The sequence below is a fragment of the Endozoicomonas sp. 8E genome, from assembly GCF_032883915.1.
Lineage (GTDB): Bacteria > Pseudomonadota > Gammaproteobacteria > Pseudomonadales > Endozoicomonadaceae > Endozoicomonas_A.
The window spans coordinates 2,936,314-2,959,304 of sequence record NZ_CP120717.1 but is presented as its reverse complement, the minus strand read 5'-3'; the positions used below and the strand labels follow the sequence as shown (position 1 = coordinate 2,959,304).

At 52.3% G+C, this 22,991-nt stretch carries 4 protein-coding genes (1 of these 4 running past the window's edge); all 4 read left to right on the top strand.

The genetic code is table 11. The annotated features are described in order from the left end of the window. The first annotated feature begins 850 nt into the window (after positions 1 to 850). The gene (locus tag P6910_RS09270) at positions 851 to 6,532 is read left to right on the top strand and encodes a hypothetical protein (protein WP_317145987.1); all 5,682 of its coding nucleotides are present in this window, start codon (positions 851 to 853) and stop codon (positions 6,530 to 6,532) included. Between the two features lie 14 nt (positions 6,533 to 6,546). Beyond that, entirely contained in the window at positions 6,547 to 9,612 is a 3,066-nt protein-coding gene (locus P6910_RS09265) for a hypothetical protein (RefSeq protein ID WP_317145986.1), read from the top strand. A gap of 790 nt (positions 9,613 to 10,402) precedes the next feature. Beyond that, entirely contained in the window at positions 10,403 to 19,267 is an 8,865-nt protein-coding gene (locus P6910_RS09260) for a hypothetical protein (RefSeq protein WP_317145985.1), read from the top strand. A gap of 30 nt (positions 19,268 to 19,297) precedes the next feature. Then, positions 19,298 to 22,991, top strand: partial view of a TcdA/TcdB catalytic glycosyltransferase domain-containing protein gene (locus tag P6910_RS09255; protein ID WP_317145984.1) — the 5' end (the start) only. 24,851 nt of this gene lie beyond the right edge of the window; the window shows 3,694 of its 28,545 coding nt (coding positions 1-3,694); its start codon is at positions 19,298 to 19,300; the stop codon falls past the right edge of the window.

The window sequence follows — 22,991 nt, the reverse complement described above, 5'->3', positions numbered from 1 at the left end:
AAAGCTGAATATAAATAAATCCACCTTTTCAAATAATTTGAAGAGAGAATTTGTCAACCAATGGAATCAAACCAACAAAATATTGAATAAAATTCAAAATTCCATTACCAATGCTGTCGTTTATAAAGAGCGGATAAATTTCGAAAGAAAATACAGTCAATTTATCAGGTACACTTTAAGTTTTACTAACACTTTGATAACCGAAAGATTTATAGGACTGTTTCACGAATTCGAGCTTGGAGGGGTATACATTGATAAAGGGCTATTACCAGAAAATAACCGTAAATTCTTTCTAAAAAGAAAGAGCGATTCGATCGAGCCCATGTTTCCATTTGCCATAAAAATAAGCTCCGATAAGAATAAGCAGCTCGAAAGAGCCAAGATAGGTATACTTTTAGAAAAAATGTTTTTAGATGGAATTATTCCTGATCCCAGCACTTATTTTGGGAGATACGATACAGACCTGTCAAAAGAAGAACTCAGTCTAATTAAAAGCGTCGTAGCACAAAGCAAAATTCATGACATATTCTATAGGCTTTCGGAATATGATATAACACAAAGCACTGATAATAGATTGTTTTTAAATGAAAAAATAAATGCTGAGAAGGACATTCCCACACTAGCTATTGATGACGCAACCCAGCCACTAATGGTGGCGTCTCGACCAGGACATCCAGTGATCAAGCTACAACTTGATGAAATCCTTTTTCTTCATGGGACCGCAGAAAATTTAAAAAAGTTAGGAATAAGTAAAGAAAAATCCATACCAGTGATAAAGAAGGCTATCAATCAATTCTATACGGAAAGAGAAGTTACTGTCTCCAGCGAGGACGTCAATAAAGTTGCAATAATGTCAACTGACCTTTCAAATAGTAGCGATGAGATCGACTACTACATTATCGCTAATTTAGGCTATGATGCTTTTGAAAGATTAAAAAAAATAAAACAAATAAAAAAAGTTACAATCGTACCAACTAATGATTTCTTTGCCACCAACCTCTTCTTCAACAGGAAATCTCACAACCTTGGCGTTGACCCTTCAAAAACAGGACCTGAGCAATCAAACGAAAACTTGATAATGATTAATTTCCCTAATAATCGAAATATAAAAAACGACTACCCCTCAAGAAAGATTCTTGAACTTTTTAAAAAGCACCGAACCGAAAAAACCAGCGTTTTATACAACTTCATTGATTATGATTCAACGGAAGGAAAAAAAATTAAAAAAATAACAGGAGTTCCACCCACAAATATTGGCGAAGGCACTAAAGTTATCGTTACTGGAAGTCTTCTTTTCCTTGATATCAACTTGAGTGCATTTTCTCCTTTCTACACTCAGAACTTAGCGAAAAAGCTATCATCGGCTTTAAGTATGGCGATCCCCAAGGATACCACCGTACAAACCATAGCATTCGCTTTTGATAACTCTGCACAAGACATTTCAGGTTCTGTGGGGGTACTGGATACTGGCCAAAAAGATTATGTTGTACCTGAAGTTCTGAGGGAGTTGGCCAAAGAAGGTATCCGTGCAAACTCAGCTGTTGCCGTTAGAGGATCCGTGTCAGCAGGCGTACCTCGGCAAACTGACGGTGCTGATCCTGATAAGCCATCAACCTCGAAAGATACGCCCTATCCTAAACTCGACCTTATTGTTTTTACCCTGAACTACGACAACACCGTTGCATACCAGACCAAGTTCACGCTGCCCTCCCTTGACTCCGAAAACGAGTTTATCGATACCAGACTCAAAAGGAATTTGATCAAAGCCATAATCGAACATAAGTCTATCGAAGCCAGACTCAAACAGCATTTGATCGACGTCATGGTCACAAATAAGTCTATCGATGAAAGAGTCAAGGAGAATTTGATCACAACCATAATCCAACATAAATCTATCGATAAAAGGCTCAAAGAAGCTTTGGTCGAGGCCGTTGTCGAAGGAAAGCCCATCTATGAAAATGACTTGTTCGGAGACATAACCGACAGCTCTGCCCCTGCCAAATCGATAGACAAGGTGCTCAGGTCCTTAGTCGACCACGATTTAGAGGCCAGAAAAGATGCCCGGGAATACACATTACATTTTAATTTCTCCTCCGCGATCTTGCATGGATTAGTGCGGCAACCGGCGACTGAAAAAGTTGCTTTCGTCCATCCGGATGAAGGAGAAACCGGGCATTTGAGAGAAACACTCGAACTGGCAGAGCAATCTTCCTCTTACACTGAATGGCTTGCTCGCTATGAAAGACGTTTTCCTACGGACGAAGTCAAGCTGCTTGAGCAGGAAATGGACAACTTCCAGAGTAAAGAAGCAAAGGCCAGGGCTTTCAAAACCCTCAAAGAACGGATACTGGCAGGATCATACAATATTCACACTGTCGATCGCAAAACGGAAGAAGGTATCACCAAACTTAGGAGGATCTACAAAAATGATTTCGCCAACATGCAGATTTTCACAGACCAGCTACCGGGGGCTTGTGACAGGCGCCGAAGATCAGCCAATACCGGCAGCTGCGATGCTCGACGTAAAGCGCTGGTGTATGCGCTCCGGTTACTTTCCGGCCCCGAAACCCAACTCAATCTTGATGGCAAAAAAGACAACAAAGGTAAAAAAATTGATATCGCCCTGCTCAAACCCGGCAACGAAGGTGAGCGCTGGCTGCAAAATTTTTTCACCCGGTATCGTCGGCTGGAAGGCAAGGACGCATTAGCTCACGTCCGGGGCATGCACTCGATCATTGCCCTGGACGAAGATTCGTTTACCCGTGCTCAACAGCAGATAAAAGACGGGACCCTGAGTGGCCAACCCCTGTTGCTGAAAACCACCCCCTCTGGCAGTTATGTGCTGCTCACACCCGATGGCCGGGTTCAGTCGGCCATCGCCGGGGGAGACGGCAACCGCGTCACCGTTCTCGGTCGGCCAGCCAGACTGATCGCCCATGCTTTGACGACACTGGTCTACTTTACCCCGGACGGCCACATCGCCAGTCTGACCGTCAGCGATCTTGCCAGCAGCAACCAGTCCCGCGGAATCACGGCTCTGAACGGCCTGAAAACCTTTATGACCCAATCGCCCGCCAACGGCAAACCCCTGGTGGGCGAGCTGATTATCGAGCCCAGAAGCCGCAGCCCCCATGTTTTCAAACGACTGGTGAAAGATATCCAGCACCTGATGCCGAAGGACCGCCCGGCGATTGAAAACCTTGTGCTGCGCTCCCCGGGCTCCGGACAACCGGATTGCCGGCTGCTTCCCGGCGAAACGACGGTGCTGGTGTCACCCCGGCCATCGGATTCAAAAGCCCCCCTCCGCTATTTGCCGCCCAGCCACCTTTCGGTTCCGGTGCCGCCCCGGACTAAAGACAGTCTCTCAGGTGTGGCCTCTGAACGGGCCGAATTCAGGCAGCGGCTGTTGGAGTTGGACACTGCCCTGGGGGACATTAAAGCCCGGCACTCACTCCCCGACAGCATGATCCCGCAACTGGATACCCTCCGTCGGGATGGCCGGGGCTGGCGCATGGACTTTTTGGAACCCGACACCCTGGTCCGAAAAAACATCCGGTTTACGTCCGGAGCTTTTGACCGCTTCCGGGGTTTTCTCCAGGGGACGGGTCGTCAAGGCTTGCCATCGCTGGTCAAAGGGAAAAGAACCGCCAACGCCAATATGAACAGGCTGGCGTCTTTTATAGGCCTTTACGACCTGCTAGCCGGGATTTCTCCCGTGGGGCACCATTATAGCCAGCCCCCATCCGGGAATATGACGGTCACCGAGCGGCAGATTTATATCGGGCGAAAGACGTTTTTTTATACGTCGTTGGCATTACAATTGATTGACATAGCCAATGTCGGACGGCACGGGATCAAGGCCATCACTCCAGTCATCGTGCCGTCAATTCCTTCCGGTCAGAAAGCACCAAAGCTACCCAAGATTTCCGTGCCGGGCAAGCTCCCCGTGGGTCTGAAAAAAGTCGGCAGGCTGGGTAAAACAGCCGGTCGTTTTGTACCCTTTCTGCTTCCCAGCGTGCAGGTAGGCAGTCTCACCCTGACCATCATTGAATATGAGAACGAAGAGGATCCGGAAGTTAAGAAACTCATGGAATCCAGGGTGATCTTTGAGTCGGTGGATACGGCTATCTCCATCGGGTTAGTGCTTGTCAATCCAGTCTTGGGGATCGTGCTTGGTGGGATCATGCACCATATCAGGACGCTTTTTAATCTCGATTACAAGAGCCGGGCAGAGAAGCTGGCCTTTAAAAAATTACGGGACGCCTCGGGTAAGGCGGCAAAAATCTTTGACCTGATCCACGCCCAGCTGGACCCCGAAAGCTTCCTGGCCAACAACCAGGCCAACAACCAGACCCTCAATGCGTTGACGAGCGGGGATGGCAAAAGCCTCCTGGCCCTGAATATCCAGTCGATCAACCTGATGAACCAGACCCTGACCTACGGTGGCGGCTATTCATACCAGACAACCTTCGTCGCCGGAAAAAAAGACGACTGGAAACGCTGTAAGGATGAGCCCTATGTAGAGGCCGGCCTTGTACAGGATTGCGCCACCGACATTAACAGGATCGAGTACGCCTCGGGTCTCTTTAACCTGATTGACGATGCCCTGGCGACATTGTGCCGGACGGAGTCGCGTTTAACCGGCTACCAATGCTCAAACGGGGTGTTCCACAACCTGAGGCAGATGACCGGTAAAAACAACATTTTCATGCCCGCCTTACCCCAGTGGGAGGTCAGGCTCCGCTACACTCCCTACGATCGTTTTCCTCGAGGGAGTGCGCCAGACAGCAGTTCTCCCGGTGCACAGCTTCTGGATGCCGTCAGCGACAGCAAGCTGAAACGGTTTTACCAGAAAAAGGTAATAAGCACCCGGATCAAATACTGTGGAGCCCGTGGCTTTGATGAATGTAGCACCCGTTACCACTATAAATACCTTATCCAGATGTTCACTCATACCGACGGTTTGGTGTACCGTCAGTCAACCAGCAGCCTGTATCTTGATGACAAGGATCACATCGTCGTTTTTCGTGAGGTCTCAGACGAATTTTCCAAACTGCTGGATTATGACCTGTATAGGCCTAACGGGAATAAAACCTGCATCCTGATGTCAGACGGAGCTCATTACATTCGCGTCCACCCCGGGCAGACGGCCTCTACCTGGGTGTTGAACTACGACGGTCAGGTTCCCTATGCCTGTATTACCGAGCAGGCTGACCAGGAACATCGCTGCTGGTCCTCGCAGAACTATTTCGGGGACCGAATCCGGCACATCATGCTGGGTGAGACCCGTTTCGAGTTTCCTGAACCGAGGCCATCCTCTCCGTATAAAGTGGTGGCCGAAGATGCCAACGCACAGTTTGAGTGGCAGTCGCACGGCAAAGTGATCCATCGATTATACGACACTGGATCACTGAATGACGGGCTATCAGGGGCGTCGAAACTGAACCGAATCATGAGCCGCTACACCGCGGCCAGCCGGTTTTTGCCGCTGGAGATGAAGGACTGCGACGCCTCAACCCGGGTCCGTGAACGCTGTATGGCCAGAGCGCCGGAGCAGTGGCGAACAGTCTGGTTGGCTGTCAAAAAACCAAACCGGTGGGCGATGAAAGGTGCCTCTGACCCGTTACCCGTGAGACCTGATCGGCCCTCGCGGGTCGAGCAGAACCCGGCCTGGCTGCAACACAAGCAGGACTGTGACCGACAGGTCAATGAGTATCTCAAGAAACCTTACCGCTGCTTCCCTGGCAAGCTGGGACTGGCCAAAGCGGACTGGGAACAATTAGACCAGGTCCGGCTTTGGTACGATACCTTCAACCATCTGAAAATCCGGTTCATTGCTGACAATGCCCAGCTGCAACCGGCCCAGCTGCAACCCGTCCAGGGGAACCCGGCTATCGGCTACTATTTTTTTGACTCCGCCAATGGCAAGGTGTTATTCCAGAATAAGGAGTTACTGACCCGGGAAATCTGGCACTTTGGTGAGTTGAATGCCAGCTCGTTTGGCCGCCATGTCTCAAAGATAATGCCGAACAAAGATGAGTCACAATTGCTGGTATTTGATGCCCCCTATTATTACCTGTTGACGGCCAGCCCGTCCGGTCAGCTGACTCACCGGGCGATTGCGGCAGAAACCCTGGATGGCCAGCTCAGCGTACCTCCTGTGCCACCTGTAGCGGCGCCCGGCACAACGACATCCGACACAACGACATCCGACCATGGACTGATTCCCATGCGGGATGTCGATGACAACGACACACGTCGTATCCTTAGGGCCGGTTTTTATGACGATTCCACCCAAACCCATATTACTTTCCTGAACAGTCTGATGGATGGCGACGTGCCGAACAATAAAAACGACGAAAGCGGCTTACGGACGATCAATGAGCGTGTCCGAAAGGCTCTGGACGAAGAGCACCTGCCGGTCCACAAGGTGGTGCGGGAGAGTGTTCACTTCATTTTGTTCAGCAAGCACTCCGGCAACCTGTATTACCTCAGCACTGACGTGAATCGCCCCGGGGCGTCCAGCGGCTGAACTCCGGTTTCCAGTTGATCCGCCCGGCAGGCGAGAAGCGAGCGCTGGCAAAAGCAAAGATGGCCAGCACCGGCGTCTTCAGGCATGTGCAGGCGCACTCCGGCAGCCTCCTGGTCGATACCAACGGTGACTACCGGCTGTGGATACCGGACAAGGCCTGGGACAACACCCGGGTGGTCAGTGAAAACCTGTCGGTGGAGTCAGGACCCTTTAAGAACTGGCGGGTCGAAGCCACCGGGCAGATCGTCGCCAAGTCGAACGATACCCTGAGTGTGCACCAGTTCACCCCCCAATCTGGCGTGGTGATGGACAGCCTGAACCTGGGCCGGGTAGTCAACCTGATCTTCGCCAAACTGACCATTGAACACCCCGGCAGAACCACCTGGACCATCGCCAGTGCCCGTTTTTTCATCCGTGAGCTGAAGAAACTGCTGCGGGACCGGGTGAAAGGGGCCCGGGAGGCATTCTCGGCCACGGTGGGGCTGGTGCCGCTGAGACCCATCAGCGCGATCGTCGACCACCCCCTGTTCAGTGCGATCAGGAAACTGGACTTCTGGTACAACCCGGGCAGCGACACCCTGCTGGCGGCCAACACCCGCGACCAGTTTGAGGTCATGGTGAACGACGACGGACAGCTACTCGCCCTGTCGAATACCCACAAAAAGGAGGCTTTCGAGTTTTTCCCCCGCCCTGAACAGCGCGCCATAGGCCATGCCTTTTGTGGGAACGCTGTCAGCTTTCCGCTGAACGGAGTGCCCGCTGAGTTCGATGCCCTGCTCTCCGTTCCCTGCCTTTTTACCGTGTCCGGTGGCTTCCGATTGCCAGGCAACTACCAGTGGGACGAAGGGGCCCGGGCGTGGCGCATCGAGACACCGAAGGCCCAATACCTGGGCAACCGGGAGAGTCTGGCCCTGGTGAGCCTGGACCTCAGCCGGGTGAGGCCCGGAAAAACCTCCGACAACCGACTCTTCCGGGCCCTGCAAGATTTCGACTGGGCCATGAGAACCCTGCCATTGGGTGTTCGGTCGCGGATCGACGCCGGACTGATCGCCCTCAGGCTAGGCTCCAGCTACGCCCCAACCCAGACAGCCTGGGTAGATTACCGGGGCCGGTATTCCGGGCAACAGAGACTGTTTTTCGGCCTGCCTGACAAGGAGCACAGTGTTCAGCAACTGATTGGCCAAACCACGGGCGCCGATAAAAAGAGTTCCTGGTTTCTTCGGTCAAAGGCTACGGTCGTTTATAGTCCAGACAAACAGATGCTTTACCGGGTCACCTCCGGGGGTTACCAGTCTCTGGGAACCTTTAACAGGGTCGCCGTGATGGCCGAGGGTCTGCTGCTGTCAGGCACTCCAGAGGGCGAGCAGATCAGCCTGAAAGCGTTGCGGCTAGACACTTACTATCGCAACCACCAGGTGGCCTTTGTCCGGAACGGTACCCGACAGCGGTTCGGGGTCATGGTGGAGGGCCAGGGCGGGTCCGACGTGATTGAACTGGATGAGACTGACTTGTCGTTTTTTGCCCGGATCCTCATCCATCCCGGCCTGGCTAAAGAAGATAACACCGATCACGACGGGGCACAGACCCGCATTGAACTGAAGAATGTACCGGCTTTCCCCTTCCTTGCCTGGCGCCGGGGTCAGAACCTGATGCTGTCCGACCGGTTTACCACCGGCGAAGCCAAGATCGAGATTCAACAGGTCTGGGCCAGACAGCACGACCGGTTCCTGCAGCCCACAACCCTGGTGTTCAGTGACCTTGAGCTGTCGTTATCCGATCTGGCGGCACGGGTGATGGACTCTGGCCAGGGCGTCGTCTTGCCACTCACTGTGAGCAGCCTGGTCAGGAAGGAGCGCCTGAGATTCATCAACGCCACAGCCAGCAACCCCCTGTACATCCAGCGAGACCGGCCAGTGAAAATCGTCACATACCGGGCGATGGACGGAATTAAACTGACACTGGAGCCCCTGGACTCCACATACGTCAGACGTCAGGTGTTTATTACCAGCACAGGACAGTGGGGCTGGGAGCCGGGCAGTGTTCAGGTAAGCGGACCGGAACCCGGCAGCGGTTACCAGTCATGGCCGTTTGTACCCGCCGTGATCAGCTCATCCGGCATGGGCAACGGGACAGCGAGACTCTGGGGCAATAGCCGCAATAACATTCTGTACCTTGGCGCCGACGCCCGACAGTGGTCACTCCGGGGATGGGGCGGTCATGACCTGCTGTTGCTGGGAGCCTCGGAAAACATCGCGGCACGGCCAGACGTGCTGGCAAACCGGGGTGACCGGTGTGACAACCGAAGGCTGGATGCGCCCGGCAACAGCAGCCTGTGGCAAGCCATCCTCGACTGGACCCGCCCGCTGGCCGGTGGTGTTGGTAATGACGTCTATGACCTGCGGGCGTGCAGGCCGGCCCGCACAATCGACAGCCATGGCAAGCACTATATCCTCCTGTCGTCCGGGTCGAAGGCGGATTTACGACGCTTGTCGGGTGATAACAGCACTGCCCTGTTCTTTACCGACCTGACCCCGGAACAGGTGGCGTTCAGCCAGTGTGACCCGCAGGCGCAGAGCAACCTTACCCGCAGCAACCACTCTCTTCCATTGCAGAGCCAGATTCTCAGGATTATCAATACCGGCACTAACCAGACGCTGGCGCTGGTGAAACCGGACGTGCTGGCCAGCCTGCACTTTAAAGGCGGACAAGTCAGCCTGAACCCCATGACGGTGATCAACAGAAACGATAGTGCGTTGGCCCTGGACGACAGTGTCGATGGCGACAACGGCGCCCTGGCCTTTCTGAACAAGATCATTGGCAGAGGTCAACGGCTGGTGAATTATCTGTGCAGCCTGGCCGGAGGTAAGAAAAACGACATTGGATCGGATAGTGAGCGGCCAGGAAGAACAAGCCTGAATGATCCGGAACTGTACCAGCACTACCAGCGACTGGTGCAGGACCTCAGTGCCCTGACTGGCAGTCGCAGTGGCGAAAGCCCATCATTTATCCCATCGAAAAGCCAGGGAATTATGCTAAACCTGACGACACCGCTAAATTTGACGACGATGGATCAGGGATGAACAAAATTAACGACACATTTCTTTTCTTTTTTTATAAATCCAGTCATTGAACTAAGGATGTAAATCAAACAACTGCGATAGACCGGAAAGTTATGCAGTTTCCATGAGGAACATGGCGGAGTTCCGTACTAAACTGCGTGTTGCGGTTTTTGCGCATTTAAAGCTCTCTGATCACACCGTTGAAAAGTCAGGTATCACACCCGTTCGGGAAACCGTAAGGGTTAATCTATCAGGTGTCATCATGCTAATACTCAAGAATATTCATGTCAGTTTTGTCGGTCCTGTTGAAGGTTCGGAGTTTAGTTTTTTAAGGATATGGGCTCGGGTGAACCCGAACTATACACTCCATGTATGGGCCCCCCAACGTTTGATATACCAAAAAATTCTATATTCGTTGCTGTTATCTGAGATAAAAACAGAAGCTATTGAAAAAGATTACCCCAGAGGTATTGCTCAGTTGAGACATAGCATCTGGGATAAGATTGATAGCTTTATCGGTGAAAGCCGTGACATAAATAATTTGAATATAATGCATTCTGTTTTTTCAGAGAGTGTAAAAAAGGAGTTCCTTATCCAATGGAATAAAACCAACCATATGTTAGATCAAATTGAAAGATCCATTAGTAAGGCCCACATTCACAGAAGCCTGGATAATTTCGACGGACCAACTGATAAATTTATCAGGTACACTTTAAGCTTTTCCAACACTTTAATAACCGAAAGATTTATAGGACTGCATCATCTCTCCAAGCTTGGGGGAACATATATTGATAAAGGACTACTACCAAAAATGGATCCTGAACTCCTTCAAAAAAGTCGCAATTTGCTCGACCCTATACCGGGTATGGCAAGAGGTGATGGGAAGGAGAAGCAGATTGAAAGGGCTGTGATACGTGCTGTTTTGGAAAAAATGTTTGCAGATGGAACTATTCCAGACCCTGGCCCTTATTTTGAGACATACTATAAAGACCTGCCAATAAAAGCATTCAGTCTAATCAAAAGCATTATAAAACAAAGCAATATTGGTGATGTATTCAATAAACTTAAGGAATACGAACTAACGGACGACACCAGTAATAAATTATTTTTTAGCAAAGAAGTGAATTTTGAAGGTAATATTATCCATGGATCTCTTTATGATTCACTCAAACCAATAATGGTGACATCTCTCGCAAAAAACCCAATAATCAAACTACAACTTGATGAACTCTGTTTTATTCATAACACTGTAGAAGATTTAAAAAAATCAAAAATAAGCAAAAAAAAACTCATACCAAAGATAAAAGAGGAGTTGAGTCAATTCTATACAGAAAAAACAATCAGTGTCTCCAGCGATGACATTAATAAAGTTGCAATCATGGCAACTAACCTTTTATATGATCCCGGTGAAGATAACTACCAGCTTATCGCCCAATTAGGTTATCAGGCCTTTGAAAGATTAAAAAATTACCAAATAAAAAGAAAACCTGCAATCGAGCTGACTGATGACTTCTCGGCAAACAATCCCTTCTATAACAGGAAACCCTATAGCCCGGATATTGTCCAGTCAGGAATAGTACGGCAGCAGCCATACGAAAAATTAATAATGATTCATGTTTCTGATAATCAGGCCGACATGATCGATTCTTTAAAAATGTGTCGTAAAGTTTATGATAACTACCACACTGAAGACAGTAGCGTTTTGTACAACGTTGTTGATATCGATTCAACGGAAAGAAAAAAACTTAAAAGAATAAAAGGCGCACGGATCACAAATATTGGCGAAGACACCAAAGTCATCATTACTGGAAATCTTCACTTCTTTGATATCAGGTTGAATGCAATTTCTCCTCTCTACACCAGGTACTTAGTGGAAAAGCTATCATCAGTCCTGCGAATGGTGATCCCCAGGCATACCACCTTACAAAACATAACATTCTTTTTTGATAACTCTGCGCAAGGCATTTCAGGCTCTGAAGGTGTACTGGATATTAGACAGAAAGATTATGTTGTCCCTGAAGTTTTGAGGGCGTTAGCCAAAGAGAGTATCCGTGCAAATTCAGCTGTTGCGATTCGAGAATCCAAGTCAGCAGGCGCTCCTCAGCAAACGACTGGTGGTGATCCTGATAAGCCGTCAACCTCGAGAGATAAGCCCTATCCTGAACTCAACCGTATTGTTCTTACTCTGAACGACGACGATACCATTAAATATGAAGCCAGGTTCGGGTTAGCCTCCATTGACCCCGAAAGTCAGTTGACTTATGTCAGACCCGAAGGTGAGCGTACAGGTACCATAGCCGCAGGTGAGATGGTTGATTTATTAAGCCAGAATGAGTCTTTTGTTAATACTTTAGAAGAAGATTCGATCAGAGCCTTAGACAAAAATCAATTTATCGGTGTCAACCCCGAAGGTCATTCTTCCTCTCAAAGACTCGAAGGAGAGCACTATAACGAGGTGGGAAATGACTTTAACGATCCCAGAAAAGATGCTCGAGATTATAAATTACAATTTAATTTCCAAGCCGCAATCGCTCATGGATTAAGGGAAGATAATGGAAATAAAAAAGTTGCTTTCGTCAATCCGGATCACAGAAAAACTGATCGTTTATCAGACACACTCTACCTGGCTGAACATTCTTCCTCGTACAGTGAATGGCTTGCGCGCTACGAAAGACGTTTTCCCGAGGCTCACGAAGTCGGCCTGCTTGAGCGGGAAATGGACAAATTCAAGAGTGAAGAAGCGAAGATCAGGGCCTTCGAAACCCTTAAAAGACGGATACAGGCGAAATCATATGATATTCACACTGTCGACCCTATAACAGTAGAAGGTGCCGCCAGACTTAACGGGAGATACAGAAATGATTTCGACAACATCGATTTTCTCACAGTCGAGCTACCGGGGCCTTGTAACAGGCCTCGAAGATCAGCCGATACCAACAGCTGCGCCACCCGGCGTAAAGAACTGGCAAATGCCCTCCGGTTACTTTCCGGCTTCGAAACCCAACTCTATCTTGGCGGCGGCAAAGACGAAACTGATATCGCCCTGCTCAAAACCTCCAGCGAAGGTGAACTCTGGCTGCAGAATTTTTTCACCCGGTTTCGTCGCCTGGAAGGCAAGGACGCATTAGCTTACACCCGGGGCATGCACTCGGTCATTGCCCTGGACGAGGACTCGTTTACCCGCATTCAACAGCAGATAAAAGACGGAACCTTGAGTGGCCAGCCCCTGTTGCTGAAAGCCACCCCCTCTGCCGGTTATGTGCTGCTCACATCCGATGGCCGGGTTCAGTCGGCCATCGCCGGGAGAGAGGGCAACCGCGTCACCGTCCTCGGCCGACCAGCCAGACTGATCACCCATGCTTTGACGACACTGGTCGACTTCACCCCGGACGGCTACATCGCCACCCTGACCGTCAGCGATCTTGCCAGTAGCAACCAGTCCCGCAGTAGCAACCAGTCCCGCGGAATCAATGCCCTGAACGCCCTGAAAACCTTTATGACCCAATCGCCCGCCAACGGCAAACCTATGGTGGGCGAGCTGATTATTGAGCCCAAGAGCAGTAACAATAGAGTTTTCAGGCGACTGGTGAAGGATATCCAGCGCCTGATGCCAAAGGACCGCCCGGCGATTGAGACTCTTGTGCTACGCTCCCGGTCCACCAGACAACCGGAGTACCGGCTGCTCCCCGGCGAAACGACTGTGCTGATGTTGCCCCGGCCATCGGATTCAAAAGCCTCCCTTCGCTATTTGCCTCCCGGCCACCCCTCCGTTCAGGTGCAACCCCGGACTGAAGACAGCCTCTCAAGTGTGGCCAGTGAACGAAGCGAATTCAGACAGCGGCTGCTGGAGTTCGACACCGCACTGACGGACATTAAAGCCCGGTACTCACTCCCCGACAGCATGGTTCCCCAGCTCGATACCCTCCGTCGGGATGGCCGTGGCTGGCGCATGGACTTTATGGAACCCGATACCCTGGCCCGTAAGAACATCCGGTTTACGTCCGGAGCCTTTGACCGCTTCCGGGGTTTTCTCCAGGAGACAGGTCATCAAGGGTTCCGAGTCAGGGGGGAAAAAACCTCCACCGGGGGTCTAAATAAGGCCGGTCGTTTTTTGCCCTTGCCGCGTAGCGGTGTGCCGTTAGCCAGTCTCAACCTGACCGTCATTGAGCACGAGAATGAAGAAGACCCGGAAGTCAGGAAACTCATGAAATCCAAGGTGATCTTTGAGTCGGTGGATACGGCTACCTCCATCACTTCAGAGCTTACCGGGCCATACGGGCTCTTCACTAACAGTTTCATACACCAGGTCAGGGAAGTTTTTAATGGCTATTACAAGGAACAGTTGGAGGAGCTGGCCTCTAAAAAATTACGGGACGCCCCGGCTATGGCGACACAGATCTTTGACCTGATCCACGCCCAGCTGGACCCCGAAAGTTTCCTGGCCAACAACCAGACCCTCAATGCGTTGACGAGCGGGGATGGCAAAAATCTCCTGACCTTGAACATCAAGTCCATCAACCTGGTGAACCAGACCCTGACCTACGGTGGCGGCTATTCATTCCGGCCAACCTTAATCGCCGGGAAAAAAGACGACTGGAAACCGTGTAAGAATGATCTCAATTTACCTAAAGTTTATAGACAGGACTGCGCCAGCGACATCAACCGGATCGAATACTCTCCTGACACCTTTAGCCTGATCGACGATGCCCTGGCGAGATTGTGCCGGACAGAGTCGCGTTTAAGCGGGTATCAATGCTCAGACGGGGTATACCACAACCTGGAGCAAATGACCGATAAAGAGATCATCTTAATGCCTTCCAGACCCCCGTGGGAGGTCATGCTCCGCTACATTCCTTTTGAAAAGTCCTTTGCAGGGACTGTGCCAGACAGCAGTTCTCCCGGTGCGAAGCTTCTGGATCCCATCAGCGACAACAAGCTGAAATGGTTTTACTACAAAGTAGTGAAAGACATCCGGTATACAACGTGTGACGGGCATGGCTCCTGTGATGTCAGCTACGACCATAAATACATTGGCCAGATGCTCACCCATACCGACGGTTTGAAGCACCATCAGTCAACCACCAGTCTGTATCTCGATAACCACAATTACCTCGTCGTTTTTCGTCAGGTCTCAGACGAATTTTCCAGACTGCTGAATTATAAACTGTATAGTCCTCGAGGGGCCAACAAAACCTGCGTCCTGATGTCCAACGGTGGCCACCTCATCCACGTTCACCCCGGGGGGCAGACGACCTCTACCTGGGTGTTGAACTACGACGGGAAGCTCCCCTATACCTGCATTAACGGATCGGGTGGAGGGGTGGAACGCTGTTCATCCGGGCCGACCGACAACCAAACCTGGACCCTCACACTGGGTGAGACCCGCTTCCAGTTTCCTGATCCGACGCCAGACGACTCCTACAGAGTGATAGCCGAGGATGCCAACGCACAGTTTCAGTGGCTGCCGGATCGCAAAGTGATTCTTCGATTGCACGACACTGGCGAACTGAATCACCGGTCGTCAAGGGCGATAAAGCTGGAAGGAATCATGATGAACCACACCGGGGCCAGCCGGTTCCTGCCACTGGAGCTGAAAGACTGCGACGCTTCACCCCGGATCCGTGCACGCTGTATGGCCGGAGCGCCGGAACAGTGGCTCATATCCCGGTTGGCGCCCAAAAAACCGAAGCCGCCGGCGATGGGTGGTGCCCTTGACCCGTTACCCATTAAAGCTGATCCGCCCTCGCGAGTCGAGCAGAACCCGGCCTGGCTGCAACACAAGCAGGACTGTGACCGACAGGTCAATGAGTATCTTAAAAAACCCTACCGCTGCTTCCCCGGCAAGCTGGGACTGGCCAGGGCGGACTGGGATAAGTTAGACCGGATCCGGCTTTGGTACGATACCGATCACAGCACGGAGATCGCGCTCTTTGCCCTCAGTGACTGGTTGCAACCGGTCCAGGGGAGCCCAGCCACTGGCTACTATTTTTTTGACTCCGCCAACGGCCAGGTGTTATTCCAGAGCGCCGGGGTCCTGAACCGGGACATCAGCTACTTCCATGAGCTTGACGTCAGCAAAAATGGCGCCTTGTTTGGTAACCAGGTATCAAAGATAGTGCCGAACAAAGATGAGTCCCGATTGCTGGTATTTGATGCTCCCTATTATTACCTGTTGACCGCCAGCCCATCCGGTCAGCTGGCTCACCAGGTGATTGCGGCAGAAACCCTGGATGGCCACCAGCTCAGCGTACCCCCTACCCCACCTACAGCGGCATCCGACCAGGTGCTGATTCCCTATCGAGTCGTCTATGACTACGAGAGTCGACGTATACTTAGGGCCGGTTTTTATGACAATGCCACCCAAACCTGTATTGCTTTCTTGAGCAGCCTGCTGGATGGTGGACCGCTGTTCAATAAAGACGACGGCAGCCGCTTTCGGCAGATCAGTGAGCCTGTCCAGAAGACACTGCGCGAGGAGCACCTGCCGGTGCGCAAGGTGGTTCGGGGCGGGAATGTTTACTACCTTTTGTTCAGCCAGCATTCCGGCAACCTGTATTATGTAACCACTGTCGTCAAAAACCCCAAGGGCGTCCAGCGCCTGAGTTCCGGCTTCCAGGTGATCCGTCCGGCGGGCGAGCGCCGGTCACTGACACCGATGGCCGACAATCGCATCTTTGCCCGTCTACAGGCCCACGCTGGCGGCCTTCTGGTCGATACCTTCAATGGCTTCCGGCTGTGGATACCAGACAAGGCCTGGGACAACACCCGGGTAGTCAGCGAAAACCTGTCAGTGGAGTCAGGACCCTTTGAGCACTGGCAGGTCACGGCCAACGGGCAGACTGTCGCCAAGTCGAACGAGACCCTGAATGTACGCCGGTTCACCCCCCAATCCGGCGTGGTGATGGACAGCCTGAACCTTGGCCAGCTAGTCAACCAGGTCTTCAACAAAGTGACCCTGAGACACCCCGGCACAGCCTGGACCGCCGCCAGTGCCCGGGCATTCATCGGTGGGCTAAAGGAACGGTTGCGCACCCTGGTGGCAGAGGCCCGGGAGGGGTTCTCGGCAACGGTGGGACTGGTGCCGCTGAAACCGATCACCCCGATGACCCGGCACCCCCTGCTAAGCGCGATCAGAAAGTTGGACCTCTGGTACTTCTCGGACACTGACACCCTGCTGGCGGCCAACACCGGGGACCGGTTTGAGGTAATGGTAAACGACGACGGCCAGCTGCTCGCCCTATCGGACACCCGCAAACAGGAAGCTTTCGAGTTTTTCCTCCGGCCTGACCAGGGCGCCAAAGGCCATCCCTTTTGTGGCAAGGCTGCCGCCGTTCCACTGACCGGGTTGCCCAACGAGTTCAACGCCCTGGTCTCCGGTCCCTGCAGTTACGCCCTGCCCCATGACACCGAATTGCCAGGCAGCTACCAGTGGGAAGCCAGTGAACAGGCATGGCGCATTCAGACACAACAAGCCCAATACCTGGCCAACCGAAAACGTCTGGCCCTGGTGGCCCTTGACCTCAGCCAGATGGGTCCCAGGGAAGCTTCCAACAGCCGAATGTTCAGGACCCGGAAGGATTTCAACCATGGCATGAGATCCCTGCCGCGGGGCATTCGAGAGCGGATCGACACCGGACTGATCGACCTCAGGCTGCGCTCAGGCTATCTCCCAACCCAGACAGCCTGGATAGATTACCGGGGCCGGTTTAACGGCCAACAGAGACTGTTGTTCGGCCTGCCTGACAAGGGACACAATGTTCAGCAACTGATTGGGCAAACTTCGGCCGTCATGAAAGACCATCACTGGTACTGGTTCCGTCATTCAGCAGCTACGGTCGTTTATAGTAAGGATCAGCAAACGCTGTACCGGGTTAACCTCAGAGGCTACCAGCCCGTGGGAACCTTTAACGAGGTAGCTGTGACGGCCGAGGGTCTGCTGCTGTCAGGAACCCCGCGAGCCGACCAGATCAAACTGAAAGCGTTGCAGCTGGATACCTACTACCGCAACCACCAGGTAGCCTTTGTCCGGAACGGTACCCGACAGCGGTTCGGGGTCATGGTGGAGGGCCAGGGCGGGTCCGACGTGATTGAACTGGATGAGACTGACTTGTCGTTTTTTGCCCGGATCCTCATCCATCCCGGCCTGGCTGAAAACAACACCGCCGATCTCGACAGGGCACAGACCCTCATTGTGCTGAATGCACCGGCCTTCCTCTTCAATGCCAGACGCTGGGGTCAGAGCCTGATGCTGAAAAACCGGTTTACCCGCAACGGCGCCGAGATCGAGATTCAGCAGGTCTGGGCCAGACAGCACGACCGGTTCCTGCAGCCCACAACCCTGGTGTTCAGTGACCTTGAGCTGTCGTTATCCGATCTGGCGGCACGGGTGATGGACTCTGACCAGGGAGTCGTCTTGCCACTCACGGTGAGCAGCCTGGTCAGGAAGGAGCGCCTCCGATTCATCAACGCCACAGCCAGCAACCCCCTGTACATCCAGCGGGACCGGCCAGTAAAAATCGTCACATACCGGGCGATGGACGGAATTAAACTGACACTGGAGCCCCTGAACTCCACATACGTCAGACGTCAGGTGTTTATTACCAGCACAGGACAGTGGGGCTGGGAGCCGGGCAGTGTTCAGGTAAGCGGACCGGAACCCGGCAGCGGTTACCAGTCATGGCCGTTTGTACCCGCCGTGATCAGCTCATCCGGCATGGGCAACGGGACAGCGAGACTCTGGGGCAATAGCCGCAATAACATTCTGTACCTTGGCGCCGACGCCCGACAGTGGTCACTCCGGGGATGGGGCGGTCATGACCTGCTGTTGCTGGGAGCCTCGGGAAACATCGCGGCACGGCCAGACGTACTGGCAAACCGGGGTGACCGGTGTGACAACCGAAGGCTGGATACCCACGGCAACAGCAGCCTGTGGCAAGCCTTCCTTGACTGGACCCGCCCGCTGGCCGGTGGTGTTGGTAATGACGTCTATGACCTGCGGGCGTGCAGGCCGGCCCGCACAATCGACAGCCATGGCAAGCATTATATCCTGCTGTCGTCCGGGTCAAAAGCAGATTTACGACGTTTGTCGGGTGATAACAGCACTGCCCTGTTCTTTACCGACCTGACCCCGGAACAGGTAGCATTCAGCCAGTGTAACCCGCAGGCGCAAAGCAACCTCACCCGCAGCAACCATTCTCTTCCATTGGATAGCCAAACCTTCAGGATCATCAATACCGGCACCAACCAGACGCTGGCGCTGGTGAAACCGGACGTGCTGGCCAGCCTGCATTTTAAAGGCGGACAAGTCAGCCTGAACCCCATGGCTGTGATCAACAGGAATGACAGTACGTTAGCCATGGACGACAGTGACGGGGGAGAGAATGAAGCCGTGACCTTTCTGAAAAGGATCATTCGCAGGGGGCAACGACTGGTGAATTACCTGTTCAGCCTGGCGGGAGGTGAGAAAAACGACATTGGATCGAAGAGTGAGCGGCCAGAAGGAACAAGCCTGAATGACACGGAACTCAACCAACACTACCAGCGTCTGGTTCAGGACCTCAGTGCCCTGTCAGGCAATCCCAGTGGCGAGAGCCCGTCGTTTATCCCATCGGCAAATCAGGGAATGATACAAAACCTGACGACTCCGCAACCTTTAACTAGGATAGGCCAGGGCTGAACAATCTGTTAGTGACGGAGAGCTTCCCAAATGCCTACCAATGCAACTGATACAAATCCTCTCAATCCTGCTCTCCGGAGTCAGTGGCTCAAGACCAGCGATGACTGGTTTTACTCGGCCATTGTTAATACAGATACGTTTACCATCAGGCTGTCAATGGGTCGGGCCAGCCCCGGGTCGGCTTTTGCCACGCCAGCGCACATCCGTACTGTCAAGGCAGCTATTGACAGAGCCTTCTGGTTAATCGAGCAGTCCGGTTTTTTCCCGCACCACATACATCGGAATATCAGCATTATCCTGTCTGACTCAGACTTGCCGGATCGGAATATTTATTATGACGACGATGGCGTCACATTGTTAATCGGGCAATCGATCATCAATCCGTCATTATTGCCCCAGGCTTCGGGCAAAGCTGCCGGTATAGCCGATGCTCCCGAAACTGACCGACTCGTTGCCAGCTTGCTGAACAACATGGCAATGGTCGTTTATGAAGCCTGTGATCCCAATAACTTCTGGTCAGAATTTCAGGCGCGCCAGAATGGTTCCACAGAAAGTGGTGGTGGTTTAATCCCCTCTCCCATCAGCCAGACTGATGACGTGGTTTCTGCTATAGCCACTCAAACACAGCTCGACTTTATCTCTGAAACGCTGGCTGCCAAATGGTTGAATCAGAAAGTCCCCCCGGCTTCACTCTTCTGGCTGGAGTCTTTGCTTCCCGATCTGTTCAATGCCCCACAAAACCCTGAGAAGCCGCCAACCCCTCTAAGTGTCGAACTGCGAGCCAGGCACTGGCATTCGAAAAACAACCTTGATCAAACACTTGCCTGGCTCAAGAACGAGGCGATCCCCTCATCAGACAATGTCACCAGATCAGTGCCTGACAATTATTTTGCATCCACGCCCGTCGCGCCCCTTTTGCGCATCGACGAGACAATAACCTGTCCCGCCTTTGGCAAAGGTTACTGCACCCACGTAAACGGAACGGAAATAGCTATCAGGGTATACCCTCAGGGCGACGCGGCTCCGCCACTGCAGCTGGTCGACATAAAACTTGATGTGGAAGGCTATCGTTCCCTCGGTTACAAGTATCCGGCACAAACGCTCCAGCGACTGGTTTTTGACCTTGAGAAATTGGCAGGACTGTTTCTATACGGTGGTTTTAACAGACAGTTGCAGGCCTTTCTTCGCGGACTTCAGGTTACCAGTGGCCCAGAGCCGGATCACAAACCCCCTCTTATCAAGGCAGAGTCCAACCGATTATTTATTGACAGTGACGCAAGCTTAATAAACGACAGTCAACCAATGATTCGTCTGGGAGTCGCCGATCTTTCCCGGCACTCTGACGAAGCTCTTGGGCACGGACTGTCATCCCTGCTGGTGCCTGCATGGCGAAAAACCCTGGCGGACAGTGCCGTGGCTGTGGCCGGTATTGAACAACTCTGGGGGATCACTGGCAACAGACTGGAAGCGCTGCAACCGCACTATGAGCTTGATGAACGTTATCAGGCCCGGCAATGGCCACCACAGTCCGGTGATCTCTACCAGCGACTGGTATCAGGCCAACGCCACAACCTCAGGAAACGGGGTGGTACGGCCCGTGATTTTGTTGATGCTGTCCACGAACTTTATCAGGGTGACGGGCTGGCGCCAGCACTTGCCAACGTTATGGGAGACTGGCAACCGTCACCGAAGAGTAATCGCACAACCGGTGAAATGGCCGATCTGCTCAGGGCCATCGTGGTGGTTTACAACGAACAACCACTGCGCAGTGAACAATGGTTTTTCCGCAGAGCGCTTGCTGACAGTCTGGACTGGCTGAGCGCCAGAGACCCCGACAATCCGGCCCTGGCAAACCTTCGGCGACTGAAAAAAAATGACGAGGCTCAACAGGATGAATACGATGGCCTGGCCGAGCCTGAGCAGGCGCCGCCCTTTGACAACACCTCCAGCAGCAGCGTTCGGGGTAAATTCCTTACCTTAAAGGCTCTGGGTGACTGGATAGGGGTTTACCTGACACCGGACTACCTGGCCAGTTCCAGTAACCAGACCCTCGCCAGTGACCTGCGCCAACTGGTGGATGCCAGCGACCTGTTCAGACACCGGTTGAACAATACCGACGAGTTACGGATGCTGCCGGGTAACCTGACGACTCGTGTAAAACCTGAAACCCTTGGCGACATACACGACCAAGATTTACTGAAAGTCCTCCCCGATGAGCGCAACAGGACGATTCCCGGGGAGTATGTCAGTTTGATTATCCCCGGACGCAATGGTGCATTCCCCGGCAGTCAGTCCGGCCCGCTGAGCTACCTGCCTATCGGTCATAGTGTAGAAAATGATACCGTCCATGATCTTGCCCCGGTTAACCAGACAGTCAATAACGGCACCTTCACTCTCATCCATTTTGATCCGGACGAAGGGGACCTTCCCTACGGTTCCGGATGGTTGTCAGGCCATCTTTCGTTCTTTTACCAGCTGGGGGAAGCATTTCGGCTAGCGCTTGGGCTGGCCCCAGAAGAAGATGCCAATGCGGCCAAAAACCGGATTCGTACTGTGCTTGGTTTGCCACGGCACTACCCTGGACAAGACAGACGACCGTTACCCGTAATCAACCCCCATCAGGTGATGGTCAGAGAAACCCTGCCCGTACAGGTAAGGTTTAATCAAACGACAGCGACAGATACAGGAAAGTCCGTGCGTCTGGCGGTGACCGGACACGGCTCTCTGGGGCGTTATCTGGAACTGACAGCAGAGCCTTACGGGAATGGCAGCTATCGTCTGCAACTGGCTTCCATTGGCACAATGACCGCAGCTGATCGTCTGCTGCCTCCCTCCCTGTGGCGCTACCCTGCAATCACCAAACCGGTGGCAGGGCGCAGAGTTCGCCGTTCCGATACCGATCCTGATCCTGTTGAAGGTCAGGACCTGAAATTAATTGACAAATTGATTCCTGACGCCAAGGCGTTCGATCAGAAATTTGCACCGTTATTATACTATCAACGCTCCGCGAATGCAGACCTGAACAAACGTTTTGAAAATCTGCTGGAGGCTTTTACGGAGCTTGATAACCATCGTCGTGTGAATGCTCCATCAACCTTTGCTTCAGTAGTAAAAGTCTACGAAAAACTCATGGCCCTGGTCGGGGATCCCCTGATGGAAAGGGAAACTGCCAAAAAATTTGCGGAACTGGCTACAAACTTCCATCGCTGGTTAGATGCCACCATTGAGCCAGTCCCTGAAAAATTGCATTTTGTCAGCATTGGCCCAACCGTCGGGGAGCTGAACCGTATCCGGTTATGGATTGCAGCCAATGCAAACTCCGGTTTGCAGATAACCCTCTGGTATGACCAACACGCAATGCTCACCGCTCTGCTTTCCGAAGCTCTCAAAAAAGCAGTGACCAGTCAATTAACCAGTGGATCTGGCGCCGGTGATCCGTCTAATTTTGAATCGGATTTAATGAAAGCATTCCTGAAGCTGCAAGATCAGGCCTGGCAATCCATAGAGTCAGATATGAAGCAAGGCCGGGGATTTGATCTGGCGGTGAAGAATTTTCTGGTAGGCCATCTCAACCATAAATCATCGGATATTGATAAGAAAAAGGCCCAAATGATGAAATCCTATCGGGCATTTAAAAAGAAGATAGAGTCTTCTTATTCCGGGGTGACGTTTTCCTATGGGGATATTGATGAGGTCTGGACCGTTGCTTACGGAGAAAAGGGAG